This is a genomic window from Arsukibacterium sp. MJ3 (genome assembly GCF_000987765.1).
Classification (GTDB): domain Bacteria; phylum Pseudomonadota; class Gammaproteobacteria; order Enterobacterales; family Alteromonadaceae; genus Alishewanella.
Window position 1 is genome coordinate 181,188 of record NZ_LAHP01000001.1, and the last position, 14,568, is coordinate 195,755.

Genomic DNA, 14,568 nt, shown 5'->3' on the forward strand with positions numbered 1-14,568 from the left:
ATTATTCAGACTTATCCAGGTTTATTACTTTAATGCCAACCTCGGTAACCAGTAGTAAATGATTATCCAGCGCTATACCATTTAAAATCGCTTTGCCATCAGGCTCAGAATGATTTGAAAAGGTCAGGCCGTCATCCTTACTTATTAGCAAAACACCCGCATTACCAATCAAATAAACATGTCCCGCCGCATCACTAAAAACACTATTAAGCGTCGCTGATTCGCTAATAGAAACTTGCTGCCAGTACTGACCGTTATCTTCACTTCTAAATACATGACCGCGTAGGCCAACCGCTAGTAAACCCATGTCCGGGGTGCGGTGTAAGTCAAACAGAGAGCCATTATAAAATTCTTCTAATCGAAGCCAGCTGTCACCAAAATCATTACTTTTTGCTATAAAGCCAGCTTCGCCAACTATGTATAAGGTATTAGCATCGGCAAAAAGCCGGTTAAAATGCGGTAAAATCGACCCTAACTCTGAACGATACACCTCAGGATCATTTTCTTGTAAATCAAGTAAATACTCTTTATCTTCTTCTGCCGCTAACTCAACAAAAAAAGATTGCTCCCAACTGCTGCCACCATCGCTGGTAGTATAAAATAAACCATAAGCACCTACCGCAATACCTTGTTTCGGGTTACGAAAATAAACATCTAGCAGTGGTTTATCCGCATCAGGTAAAAACTGCTGTACCAACCAACTTATTCCACCATCAGTTGTAGCCAAAATAACCGCATCATGGCCAACGGCCCAACCATGAAGTTCATCAGTGAAATAAACAGCGTTCAAACTACTTTGTAAGGGTACCTGAGCTTGTTGCCAGTCAATGCCATTTTGACTTAACAAAATATGACCACGCTCCCCTACTGCCACATAAAAGTTAGCATTCACTTGACGGACATCGGTTAACAGTGACTTTTCAGCGAGCGGCATAATATAAGCTGGCTTAATACTTTCAGTAGGTTCAACGTTCGCAACAACATTTAACGCCATGCCTAACAGCAAAACGTTACTGCAAGCCAAAATAAATTTATTTAACATAGGCAACGTAATGACTCTATAAATTAGTGGAAAACAATCAGACTGCTGTTTGCGTGCCAGAATGGTGTCCCAGCCGCAACAGAAACTCAAAAAAAAACGGCCAGCTAATGCCAGCCGTAGTATTAACTTATAAACTTAACGAGTACCTTCCCGGCGCAGTGCCGCTGGGGTAAAGTCGTTATCTGACAAGCTAACCGAGAAATCATACATTCTATTTTCATTATCCAGGCCGATAGCGATATAACGGCGTGAATTCAGATCATGATAAACTTCCAGCGTACTCCAGTGAGTTGGTACTTCATAGTAGTTCAAACCATGAGCAACCGCTACCCGGTACATATCACCACGGTTATCATAAAGGTCGGCAATATGGATCTGCCAACTGTCTTCATCAATAAAGAAAACCCGTTTGCCATAAACATGACGCGTGCCATCTTTTAAGGTAGCTTCTACTACCCAAACCCGATGTTTTTCCCAGCGTACATAATCAGGATTAATATGACCAGCCATCAGAATATCAGCATATTTTGCTTCTTTACTGTGCAGTTTGTAATCGTTATAGGCGATATACATTTCCTGCTTACCTTTTAGCTCCCAATTGTAACGATCGGGGGAGCCATTAAACATATCAAAATCATCTGTTGTCCGCAGACCGTCTGATGCGGTACCTGGTGCATCATAGGCTACGTTTGGTGCCCGTCTGACACGGCGTTGACCGGTGTTGTACGTCCAGGCCTGCCGTGGAGTAGCTACTTGGTCCATGGTTTCATGAACCAGCAAAGCAGTACCTGCCAGCCGAGCGGGTGAAGTCACACTTTGTTTAAACCGGAATAAAATATTTTCTGCTTGCAAGGCAGCTGGTGTTGCTTCTGGCGCCGAGTACTTAAACATTATTTGTTCGTCAAAACCGATCACGGTATAAGCACCGCTGGCAGTAGGCGCTGCCTGTCCACCATTTCGAGTAGCGGCAACGCCACGGTAGCGAACAATATGATTCCATATCGCTTCCAAGCCATTAGCCGGGATAGGAAACGGAATACCAATAGCAGCATTAATTAAGCCGTTTCCGTCTTGTACTAGCTCTGCTTCAGTAGCTATTTTCTTAGTTGCGTCGTAAAAATATTGCGGATAAGACGCACTACGCTGCGTGGGGTACACATTCATTTTGAAAGTGTCAGGGTAAATATCGAATAACTGCAGCATACCAGGGCTTAAGAAGCTGCGATGCTCATTAACATTAGACTTATCTACCGTAAACATAATGTTATCAGCAGCAAATGGGTTCTTATGGTGATCACCAACAGTGTAACCTGCGGGTGCACTGGTTATACCGCCAGTCCATGCCGGGATTGAACCATCGGCGTTACCTGCTTTTTCAGCGCCAACCGGTGTTAAATCGTTTCCTAATCGGGCTGCTTGCTCTGGCGTTAACTTTGCCAGAGCACTACAACTAAACACCAGTGCTATCGCAGAGGATAATAGGGTGAGTTTTTTCATAATCGGCTCTCGTCCCTTAAATAGAGTATTTAATATTAAAAGATACAAAATCACGGTCAGCTACGTTATTAGTTGTGCCTTTACCGCCCCAAAACAAATTGTATGACACTTCAGCTGACCACTTACTTAAGTAATCAAAGCTAACGGCATAAGCGGCTGATTTTCTGCCTTCAACAAACATAAACAATGGATCGGGTGTGATACCGTTAACGTCATGAGAGAACACTAAACGTTGTGACATATTAACACCTGCTAACACGTTATTGTAATCGGCTTTGGCCAGGATACGATAGCCCCAGGCAGACTTAGTTGGGAAAGGATTAGTTTCCGGCCCATCTGACAGGCCAGTATGCAATCCCTGAACAGGTCCATTATCACCAATTAACGGGCCACCACTACGATCAGTGTTAGGACCATTTAAACGTAACTCATCATAAGCAGGCATGTCATTGATGGTAATACCACCTACTTCGGCCAGCATAGTAAAATTATCCGCTCCGGCCATTGGCCCAAATAAATGGGTAAAGGTCATTTGCGCCTGAGTGGTATCACTTAAGATATAACCCTGGGCAAATTCACCTGGACCAACTTTATTACCAAAAGCACGGCCAATCTGCGAAATACCGGCTAAATCAGCTCGTAAACCGGCGTTAGCAAGCTGTTCAGGCATACCGGCATACAATATTTCAACATCATCAATTTGCAGGGGTTCGTCCTGACGATATGAAATTTCACCGGCAACCGAAGTGCCGCCTACCGTAGTATTAAAGCTAAAACCATAAAGTTTAATGTCTTCAGGATATTCCAGTAACGCTTGGGAAAACATATTCATGTTTGCAATGTTATCGCTGGTAATTTGACCCTGATTTTGTGCCAAATAGCTAAGTGATTGCAACACGCCTAACAGCTCTCCGGTTTGTGGATTTGCACCGACAGTGAAATCAGCGGCAATACCAGAAATAACCGGTACCCTGCTATGGTAGTTCATATAATAGAGGGCGAATTCAGTATCATTTAATGCCTGAGAATAGTATTCAAACTTAATACCGTACTGGCCACCATTTTTTGGCTTAACTTCACCGGCACTGCCTGCTGGGCGTAACGTTACTTTGGTTGGATAAGCTATTGCCAAACTTACTGCATCGGCACGTTGCTGCGCCGTACTGTTTGGGTTAGTAATAGCTTGCAACAACTGAGGTGCAAACATGGATAACGTGTTCATCTGATCAACCAGAAAATCCATATCGATATCTGGGTTACCAGCAAAGCCCAATTGAACATTCTGAGCGTAGCCGCCACGACCGGCAAAGTCATTGGTAGAAAAATAACTACCCGGTACCGGCAAGTAGCTTTGTTCCCAGTCATACTGATAAAATAATTCAGTAGACAAATTTTCGGTTAGGCCAATAGATAGCGTTACCATGCCTACAGGAATAAACGCTTCTTTTAAATCGGCGCCCGGTGCACGTAAAATACCCACATCAACCGGTGTAATATTTATACCATGAGGAATAAAGGTACTTTCTCCCCAGCTTAATACTTGATTACCAACCCGAATAGTTACCGGGTTCATACCATCGTTAAAACTGAAGTTGCCATAAACATAGGCGTCGAGTAAGCGGAAATCTTTACAAGCCAATTCGCTGGCGCCAGTATCAGAACAAGGGTCTACCCGGTTGCCACTTAACGGGTTTATGTATGCAGGATCCTGATCGGCTACCGCAAAATCATAAAAATACATAAAACGGCTGAATAAACCAATTTTATCTCCGCTAATCGACAACTCATGTAACCCTTTAAACATGCTACTGAACATATCGCCACGATCATAATTCAGGTTACCAGCATCCCCGTTGCTAGAGTAAGCACCCGGTTCTTGCCAAATTTGTGAGCTGGCATACACACTATTAAAATTAGGGCGGCCATTACCGTCCACAACATAACCATAACCCGTCCAGTCGAAGCGAGGGTGGTTAACTTTAGAAATAGTATCAAAGTTACGGTCTTCAGTACGGATACTGCCGCCGTAAGAAAAGGTTGAATCAAATACAACCTGAAAATTGCCGACATCAAAGGTTGCTGCTTGAGCTGGCACAATAGATAACGCCAGTAATGCAGATGCAACCCCCAAGGCTAACGGACTTTTTGAAAAAGTATTAGGCCTTATATTCATCTTGTGATCTCCCCCTGTCCCTGCAGGTATGTTTAATGTCTTTTTAATTATTATGCTGAACCAACTGCTCGGAGCTCAGCTTGCATCACTGAAATAATTACATCATTTTAGGGTGTTAGCAAGGCTTCTCCGTGCGTAAATCTGTTGATTTTTATTCAATTTTTACTTATCAGCGCATGTGCTCAATAAGATTAACCACTTTTTAGTTTAATCGCCTGCAGAACCTCAACATCACTAGTTCATAAGCTAATGAAATTAAAGGTCAAACCAGATAGAACTACAAGCAGGTGTTTTAATTTATCGTTTAAAGTAATAACTCTAATTAATTTTTTCCAACTTTCCGAAAGCGCCATTTTCAAGCAATGACAGTCTAAATCGCCCTTTTAGCCCTACATCAGAAAAAAAGGGTTGAAAATGTTTTAAAGCCAGCTGGATCCTCTCACCACTGTCTGCGGTTACTACTACATAGCGGATTATACCCTGATAATAAAGTAGGCATTTTTCTCTTGCTAAATAAGCACTAAAACAATATTGAAGTTTCATAACAAGCTTTTGGTTATTTTCTCATATAAATCGTTACTTAAGGTTGGCTTAGCAGCCAGCAACTGTAATTGTTGCAATAAATGCTCACGTCGTTCACCTGCAAAACGCTGCCAAGCCAGTAAAGGTGTAATGAGTCTGGCGGCTACTTGTGGATTAATACCGTCCATTCGGGTTACCACCTCTGCCAAACTACGATAACCTGCGCCGTCTTCGCGATGAAACTGTGCCGGATTACGCATGCTAAAAGCACCAAACAAGGCGCGTACCCTATTAGGATTTTTCCAGCTAAATAGAGGATGATTGGTTAGTTCAGTAATGTCGATAAATACCTGAGGGGATGGGTTACTCGCTAATAGTGAAAAATATTTGTCCATTACCTGAACATCCTGTTGCCACTTACTGGCAAAATCATCAGCCAGCTCGTTTAAACAAGTATGTGAGCCAAGTTGTGCCGCTGTTAAAGCCGCCATCGTATCGGTCATATTGTCAGACTGTATATAATGCTGCTGAAGCCGGTTCGAGCTTTGTTCAAGCAATGACAGATAAGCCAGACAGCGATTGCGCAACGCCCGCTGACCAGTAGCCTGCTCAGTATAATGATAAGGTAATGGCTTAAGCGACTGGTAACAAAGCAGCCAGTGTTCAGCTAGCTGTTCTGCTAGTTGTTGTTTAATTGTCGCCAGACTACTCAGGATGGTGTCTACCGGTATCAGTGAATACTGCTCAGCTAACGTATCAAAATCTGGTAACGTTAGTAGCTCTGCCGTTAACGCCAAATCAGATAGCGGTTGCTCCAACCAGCCACGAAGTAATGCTAATAGTGCATCAGATAGCGTCAATGCGCGTTCTGGATGATTCACTTTGTCACTAATAACCGCAGACCAGAATTGCTGCATAGCATCCCAGCGCGCAAAGCCATTGTCAGCTTGGGCGGCAATTAACAACAATTGTGCGGGTTGGTAATTTTGCTGCATTTTAACCGGCGCCGAGAAGTTTTCCCACACCACTACCGGCTCACTGTTAATATTAGTAAACGTAACATGTTCAGCGTATTGGCTAAGGGTTAATAAATGTTGCTGATTTACCCGGCCATCGACGCTGAGCAATTGTATTTGCAATGGAATAACCAGCGCGTGCTTTGTTTGCTGATCTGCCGTGGCAGTGGTGCACTGTTTAATATTCAGCGTTAATGTCGCACTGCTGGCATCATAATGCTGGATTAAGCTTACCTGTGGCGTACCTGATTGACTATACCACAAGCGAAATTGAGTTAAATCGATATGGTTAGCATCTTGCATTGCCAATACAAAATCATCACAGGTTACCGCCTGCCCATCATGGCGCTGCAGGTAAAGCGCCAAGCCTTGGTTAAAACCAGCTTGCCCTAATAAGGTTTGTAGCATCCGAATGACTTCTGCACCTTTATCGTACACTGTCACGGTATAGAAATTATTCATCTCTATTACCTGCTCAGGTCTTATTGGGTGAGCCATTGGCCCGGCATCTTCAGCAAACTGAGCGGTGCGAATAAGCTTTACGGCGTCAATCCGGTTTAACGTGGCAGAGCCCATATCGGCACTAAACTCCTGATCACGAAACACAGTAAGCCCTTCTTTCAAACTAAGTTGAAACCAATCTCGGCAGGTTACCCGATTACCTGTCCAATTATGAAAGTACTCGTGACCAATTATCGATTCAATATTAAAATAATCTTTATCGGTCGCAGTGCTGTCATCGGCTAGCACATATTTACTGTTAAAGACGTTTAAGCCTTTGTTTTCCATGGCGCCCATATTAAAAAAATCTACCGCAACCACCATGTACACATCAAGATCGTACTCTAAGTTATAACGTGTTTCGTCCCAGCGCATTGCCCTTTTTAACGCCGCCATAGCAAAGTTTGCTTTGTGTTGCTGGCCTTTATCTACAAATAACTGTAATGCTATGGTGCGGCCACTGTGGGTAATAAAATTATCATTGATACAATCAAAGTTACCGGCAACTAAAGCGAACAAATAACAAGGTTTAGCAAAAGGATCATGCCAGCTTACCCGGGTTCTGCCATCGGCTAATGGCTCAGTCGCGGTGTTGTTGCCATTAGCCAGCAAATAACGATACTTATTTTGGTCAGCAATAATGTGGGTAGTATAAACTGATAATACATCTGGCCGATCCGGATAAAACATTATGCGGCGAAAGCCCTCTGCTTCGCATTGCGTACAAAATACATTGTTCGCCAAATAAAGCCCTTCTAACGCTGAGTTTGCTGCCGGATTAATTTCAGTAATAATTTCTAACGTAAACTCAACTGGAACCTTGGCAATAATTAGTTGATCAGCACTAAGCTGATAATCATCAGGCGTAAGTTCAACACCGTTCAACGCAATATAGCTCAGGTTTAACTGCTGCCCATCCAAAACCAAATCCGCGCCAGCAGTCTGTTGTTTAACCTGCATCAACGCTTTTACTGTAGTGCTATCAGGGCCTAAATCAAAGGTAAGCTCTATTTGCGGAATTAAAAAATCGGGCTGCTGGTAATCAACTAATCGCCTGCTCGTTCGTGCTGAATTACTGCTCATGTTGGCTCCTTGATATCGCGATAATGGTAACGCTACAGTGCTAAAAAAGCCTGAAACAGTTCAGGCTTTTAAGTCGCTACTAATTTTTAACCAGCTGCTCTTGATGGCCATTTACAGGAGGCGTCAGCCGCAATATTTTTATGCCCAAATACGCATAAATAATAGATAACAACGGATTTATTAAATTGAAAAACGCATAAAAAGCGTAGTCAAGCGGGCTAACGCCCAAAACACCGTGCATATAGGCACCACAAGTATTCCAGGGAATTAACGGACTGGTAATGGTGCCACCATCTTCCAATGAGCGGGATAAATTAACCGGCGCTAAGCCACGACGCTCATATTCCTCTTTAAACATTCTGCCCGGCATCACAATAGACATATATTGATCGGCCGTTAGAATATTGGTAACAAAACAGGTGCCAATGGTGCTGGTAATAAGCGAACCGGTGCTGCGGGCAAAAAACAAGATAGAATGCACGAATTTACGTAACAGCCCAATTTTCTCGATAGTTGCACCAAACATCATGGCGCAAAACACCAACCAAACGGTATTTAACATACTAACCATACCGCCACCACTGAGTAAATCATTTAGATTGGCATTACCCGTCTCCAAGGCAAAGCCGGCATAAAGGGTATGCCAAATCAGTTTAACGGTAGCAAGCGCTACTGGCAGGTTGCTGTCAATAAGTTGCGATAACAATTCCTGCTGGAAAATAACAGCCCATATAGCACCTAGTAATGCACCAATAAACACCGTCGGAAAAGCCGGTACTTTCTTAATCGCCATCGTTAACAGCACAAATAAGGGTAATAAAGACCAAATACTAATTGAGAAATGCTGTTGCAACACCACACTTATTTGTTCAATTCTGGCAAAATCAGATGCCACTTCACTGTTAAAACCAATAATCGTAAACAGCAACACGGCAAGAATAAAACTCGGCACCGTGGTCCATAACATATGCCGGATATGTTCAAATAAATCAGCGCCGGCTACCGCAGGCGCCAAATTAGTGGTTTCACTTAACGGCGATAATTTATCACCAAAATAAGCGCCAGAGACTATAGCCCCGGCAGTAATGGCCGGTGATAACCCCAAACCAGATGCCACGCCAATTAATGCTACGCCTATCGTAGCTGCGGTAGTCCAGGAGCTACCAATACTCATCGCGACAATACCGCATAACAAACAACTAGCGGCATAAAACCAACTTGGACTTAATAACTGCAAACCATAATAAATAAGGGTGGGTACTGTACCTGATAACATCCAGGTGCCAATAAGCGCGCCAACAGACAGCAAAATAAGTACCGCCCCTAACGACAGTGAAATACCTTTCACCATGGCTTTTTCCATTGCCTGCCACTTATAACCATTTTTTAAACCAATGATTACCGCTACGGCTGTAGCAAGAAACAACGCAATTTGATTAGGACCATATGAGGAGTCGCTGCCAAACAAATATACCGAGGCTGACAACAGTATGATCAGCACAATCAGTGGTAAAGCAGCGTCCAGCATGCTGGGATGTTTTTCAGACATTAATATTGCTCCATTTAACAAAGGCGCTTAAGGCGCCTCTGATTGTTATTATTGTTGGATTATTTTTGAATAACTCTTACAAAGACCGGTAAAACATCAGCAAAATAATGACCGGACAAACAAACTTGACATACCAGGGCCAAATGCGCCAGAACCAGCTGTGCTCAGCGTGTTCATCACCTTTTTTCAATTCAGCCAGAATGTTATTACGGTTCCATATCCAGCCGGCAAAAATACACAACATTAAACCAAGCAACGGTTGACTGTATTGCGTGGTTAAGGCAATCACAAAACCAAATAACAGCTTAAAATTTAAAAGAATAATGATACTTAGTACAAAAATAATGCCCGCAATAAGCCATACGGCTTTGTTACGAACAACTTTCCTATTCTCAACAACATAGGATACCGGTACTTCCAGCATAGAAATGGAAGATGTTAACGCAGCAATTGTCATTAACAAGAAAAATGCAAAAGCTACTACCGTACCAACAGTGCCCATAGTGGCAAATAATGACGGCAGTACGGTAAATATCAAGGTATCTTCGGCAAGTAATTCACCATTTGTGCCAAAAATTTCTACCCCATTGTGTAGCGCAACATACATTGCCGGAATAATAAGTAGTCCCGCCAATACCGCAACACCAATATCAACTAACGCCACCGACGCCCCAAGCGTAGGCAAGTTTTCTTTGTGGCTGACATAAGAGCCATAAATGAGCATAGTGCCGACACCAAGCGACATAGAGAAAAAGGCCTGTCCCATGGCACTAATTAACAAATCAGGGTCGAGTATTTCAGAAAAATCAGGCAGTAAATACACTTTTAAACCGTCGATGGCACCATCCTGTGTCATTACATAGCCAAACAGTAATAACATTAAGACGAATAAAGTAGGCATTAATCGTACTGACCAGCGTTCAATACCATTTACCACACCGCCACTGACGATACCTACGGTAAGTAACATAAACAAACCACAAAACAGCACATTACGATAAAGCGATGTTGATAACAACCAGTGTGCTACTTGGTCTAATCCGGCCAGACTGGCCAAGGCTTCCAGGCTGTATGCCAGCATCCAACCGCCGACAATACCGTAAAATGCTAAAATTAGTGATACCGTGGCAATACCCCACATGCCAACAAAACGACCTGAACGCCCCTTCGACACCTTACCCAGTGCATCGACCACGTTTGACTCCGTTGCACGACCAATTAACAACTCCGCCATTAACACCGGATACGCCAGCACAAATGCCAGAATTAAATACATCAAAACAAAGGCTGCACCACCATTACTGGCAACCTGAGAAGGAAAACCCCAAACGTTACCAAGCCCTACAGCTGAACCGGAAGCAGCCAGAATAAAACCGATCCGCGATGAGAATACGCCCCGTGTTGTCATAGTTAACCTTTATAATAATTATTATTTATCTGATCTTTAACCCAATAAAAAGCGGTAATCAATACCGCTTTTTAATAACACTCTTTAACACTATTTTATTTTTTTGCCAATCGGCTACTCATTAACAAATCTGCCGTAATACTAGCCGCCTCTTCCAGAAAGGGATCCAACTCGCTAATCATTTCTGGTGCATCATCTACCGACTCTACTTTAGCTAATTCAAACCTAACCAGCCGCTCGTTAAGCCTGGCCAATTGTTCGGCTTTTTCTTTATCACGCTCACTAATACGCACGTCTTCTTTTAATGATATCGTTTTATCTTCCTGACGTTTTTTGTAGTCATCAATGTCAGCCAGCAAAAATGTAAATTCTGGCTCTTTGCTAATCCGCTGCTGATGTTTTTCAAGTAACATTGGTACTAACGTCTTAATATCATTAGTGCTGGCATAATTTGCTGGCGCTATTGAATCCCAGGGTAAGGCATATTGCTCTTTGCTTTCGCCCCACTCTGCAGGGTTTATCGCCGTTGGAAAATGAATATCAGGAATAACACCTTGGTGTTGAGTACTGCCACCATTTATCCGATAAAATTTGGCAATGGTATACTGCACGCTACCTAAGGGATTTTCGAACATATCGTAAATCCGGCCAAGGCCACGATGTTGCTGCACGGTGCCCTTACCAAAGGTTTGCTCACCAACAATTAAAGCCCGACCATAGTCTTGCATCGCTGCTGCAAAAATTTCAGAAGCAGACGCACTGTATCGATCGACTAAAACGGTTAACGGGCCATCGTAATAACTAATACCGTCTGTATCGGGTGACTCAGTCACTTTGCCATCACCCTGGCGAATTTGCACTACAGGGCCACGGTCAATAAATAAGCCAGTTAATAACGTGGCTTCCTGCAGTGACCCGCCACCGTTGCCGCGCAAATCAATAATAATGCCATCAACTTGTTGCTCTTTTAATTCAACCAATAGCTTCTTTACATCATCAGCCAGGTTGTTATAAAAGCCAGGTATGCTTATTACACCAATGTTTTGAGACAACGCAGTAAGTTTAGGCTGCAGCATTTCGGCTTTGGCTGCACGGTCTTCCAAACGAATTTTGTCACGAACTATGGTCACAATTTCCGCTTTATTGGCGGCAATATTACTGCCCCCTAACACCTGCAACCTTACAGTGCTACCTTTAGGGCCTTTTATTAAGTCAACAACATCGTCTAAACGCCAGCCAATGACATCAACAAAATCATCTTCCGCCTGAGCGACGCCAACCACGCGATCTTTTGCTTTTAACTTCTGGGTTTGATCCGCCGGACCGCCTGGTACTAAACTTTGTATTACGGTGTAATCTTCTTCAGCACGCAGAACCGCGCCGATACCTTCCAGCGACAAATTCATTTCTTGCTGAAAACGGTCGGCATTGCGTGGCGATAAATAAGAGGTATGCGCTTCAATAGCACGGCCAAAACCGTTCATCACCAACTGAAAAACATCTTCGCTATTGGTTTGGCTAAGCCGTTTTTGACTGTTGCGATAACGTTTAGTTAAAATATCACGAATTTCAGCGTCTGTTTTACCGGTAAGCTTTAAATTAAGTGCATCAAATTTAACCCGTTGCCGCCAAAGCTCGTTTAGTTCAGCTTGATCGACCGGCCATTCTGCCTCTTCGCGGTCATACTGATAGGTGTCAGCAACACTAAAATTAAATTCCTGGCTTAATAAACTTATTGCGTAGTCAAAACGCTCAGCACGGCGCTCGAGAGTATGGTTAAACATGTCAAACGCAAAACCCAAATCGCCTTTGTTCAGGCCATCATCAAAATTATCACGAAAACGCATAAACGAATCAACGTCCGTTTTTAACAAAACATTTCGAAAATAATCAAGGTTTTTCAGATACATGTCAAAAATGCGACCCGAAAGCTCATCATTTAATTGTACAGGGATATAATGGCCACGGGTAAACAGCGCGGTTATCCTTTTACTGGCCGTAGCATGATGTGAAGCTTGTGCAACAAGTGGCAACACAAATTGCTCTTCTGATTTTTCAGGCTCTGCATGTACTGCAAAAGCCAACATTATACTTGCCGCTAAAATGGATAATTTCTTCATAAGCTACTCTGTATTAGTCAGGCCTGATACAAACTGTCCTGACGGGTTTTTACGACCATACCAGATGCCAACTGCACGGTTACATCATCTTTACCTACTTCCATTACCGTGGCTGTCATCGGCGATTGGCCCAGTTTAACCAGCACACTGGCACCAACTTTCAAATGGACTTTAGCTACAGCTTGTAAAGCGGGTTCAGTTGCGGCTCCCACTGTTTGGTTGCCGGGCTTTACCTCAACTTTACTGCTTAGCGTCGTGCTGTTAGAGCTGCTGTTTGCTGATTTGTTCGGCTTTTTTTTGTAAGCAGGTTTGTCAGCAGCAGGTTTTGCCTTAGCTTTTTGCTCAGCCATTCTGGCTTTACGCACCTCGGCAGCCTTTTGCTTACTGTCAGTCAGGGTAGTAAGAGCATGCTCAGCTTGCTGTTGATCAATAGGCTCGCCAGCTACTCCATCTAAATCTACGCGGGCAACACCTACCTGGATTGCTTGCAAGTAACGCCAGCTGGAGGTGTATACCCTTAACGCCTGACGTAACTGGGTTTTACTCAACAGACTGTCATCGGCCAACTTAACCGAAAGGTCCTGGAAAATACCTATTTTAAGCGGTCTTGCGTCACCTTTAACACTAAAACATAAAGGGTACGATTGTGCCAGATACGCCAGGACTTCCTTTACATTTGCCAGCTTAGTTGCTGCAGTCAGGTTATCGGTTGTGGCAAGCACTGTGGTGCTGTTATCAGTTGTATTTAAAGCTTCAGTGGAGGTTGTCATTAAGGTTTCACTCTTCTTCATAATCTACATCAACGTCTGCTGATTCTGCTTCAGGTTGTTCAGCGTCATCAATGCCCAATTCTATTTGTTGTCGCATGTGCGTTAAAGCCCAACCAATCAACTCATGTTCATCGACATCCAGCAAGACAGAGTCACCGCCTAGCTGCTGCCAAAATTGTGGCATTAACTGATCTATTTTCTCGGTCGATAATGTTTCTGGTAAGGCATCCCACACTGCATGAATTATAGTATTAATGGTATCGGCAACCTGTTCTTCTTCACCATCCCAATCACCCACTTCAGATACATCTAATAAATAGTCCTGCACCGTCATTAAATCTTTCATAGGGGGCCAGTTAATCGCTGCTCAAATTGCGCCACTAATTGACTAAGATAATGCTGATCAATAGTGTCAAAGCGCGCTATCGTTGGGCTGTCGATATCTAGCACGGCAATCACCTCACCATTAAAACGTATTGGTAATACTATTTCGGCGTTACTGGCAGAATCACAGGCAATATGCCCATCAAACTGATGCACATTTTCAACCAATTGAATATCACCGGTGGCTACCGCAGTGCCACACACGCCCTTACCAACAGGAATTCGAACACAGGCCACCTGGCCTTGAAATGGCCCTAATACTAATTCGCCTGCACGCATAATATAAAAACCTGCCCAATTTAAATCAGGTAAACTATTAAAAAGTAATGCACTTAAATTAGCCATATTGGCAATAGCATCGGGTTCATCGGCAGTAAGCGCCTGAGCTTGCATTAACAGCAAGTCATATTGAGCATTTTTATCGGTAGACATCGGTTATTCGCGGTTTCTGGTTACTAATATTAAAGTCACTACATTACTTGGTTTAACCGTTAATTTAAACC

11 protein-coding genes are annotated in these 14,568 nt (G+C 43.3%); all 11 read right to left on the reverse strand.

Going from position 1 to position 14,568, the window contains the following annotated elements:
* Position 1 precedes the first annotated feature (1 nt).
* Positions 2 to 994 carry a YCF48-related protein gene (locus VT06_RS00760; RefSeq protein WP_235357308.1) on the reverse strand — a complete coding sequence of 331 codons (993 nt, stop codon included), beginning with the start codon at positions 992 to 994 and terminating at the stop codon, positions 2 to 4.
* Between the two features lie 183 nt (positions 995 to 1,177).
* Positions 1,178 to 2,539, reverse strand: coding sequence for a DUF1329 domain-containing protein (locus VT06_RS00765; RefSeq protein WP_046552347.1), 1,362 nt, complete (start codon positions 2,537 to 2,539; stop codon positions 1,178 to 1,180).
* Positions 2,540 to 2,555: 16 nt separating this feature from the next.
* Positions 2,556 to 4,712 (reverse strand): DUF1302 domain-containing protein, encoded by a 2,157-nt coding sequence (locus tag VT06_RS00770; protein WP_046552348.1) that lies wholly within the window; start codon positions 4,710 to 4,712, stop codon positions 2,556 to 2,558.
* 318 nt (positions 4,713 to 5,030) lie between these two features.
* Entirely contained in the window at positions 5,031 to 5,255 is a 225-nt protein-coding gene (locus VT06_RS00775; protein ID WP_046552349.1) for a DUF2835 family protein, read from the reverse strand.
* Positions 5,252 to 7,834: an aminopeptidase N gene (pepN, locus tag VT06_RS00780; RefSeq protein WP_046552350.1), complete on the reverse strand. Its 2,583-nt coding sequence runs from the start codon at positions 7,832 to 7,834 to the stop codon at positions 5,252 to 5,254. Before pepN ends, VT06_RS00775 begins: the two co-directional genes overlap by 4 nt.
* 79 nt (positions 7,835 to 7,913) lie before the next feature.
* Positions 7,914 to 9,383 (reverse strand): Na+/H+ antiporter NhaC, encoded by a 1,470-nt coding sequence (nhaC, locus tag VT06_RS00785; protein ID WP_046552351.1) that lies wholly within the window; start codon positions 9,381 to 9,383, stop codon positions 7,914 to 7,916.
* Between the two features lie 76 nt (positions 9,384 to 9,459).
* Positions 9,460 to 10,791, reverse strand: a complete 1,332-nt coding sequence (locus tag VT06_RS00790) for a sodium-dependent transporter (protein ID WP_046552352.1) — start codon at positions 10,789 to 10,791, stop codon at positions 9,460 to 9,462.
* Between the two features lie 95 nt (positions 10,792 to 10,886).
* Positions 10,887 to 12,911, reverse strand: a complete 2,025-nt coding sequence (prc, locus tag VT06_RS00795) for a carboxy terminal-processing peptidase (protein ID WP_046552353.1) — start codon at positions 12,909 to 12,911, stop codon at positions 10,887 to 10,889.
* A 17-nt stretch (positions 12,912 to 12,928) separates the two neighbouring features.
* Positions 12,929 to 13,681, reverse strand: coding sequence for an RNA chaperone ProQ (proQ, locus tag VT06_RS00800; RefSeq protein WP_235357309.1), 753 nt, complete (start codon positions 13,679 to 13,681; stop codon positions 12,929 to 12,931).
* Between the two features lie 7 nt (positions 13,682 to 13,688).
* On the reverse strand, positions 13,689 to 14,027 hold the full coding sequence (locus VT06_RS00805) for a hypothetical protein (RefSeq protein WP_046552354.1): 339 nt from the start codon (positions 14,025 to 14,027) through the stop codon (positions 13,689 to 13,691).
* Positions 14,024 to 14,497, reverse strand: coding sequence for a GAF domain-containing protein (locus tag VT06_RS00810; RefSeq protein ID WP_046552355.1), 474 nt, complete (start codon positions 14,495 to 14,497; stop codon positions 14,024 to 14,026). Before VT06_RS00810 ends, VT06_RS00805 begins: the two co-directional genes overlap by 4 nt.
* Between the last annotated feature and the right edge of the window lie 71 nt (positions 14,498 to 14,568).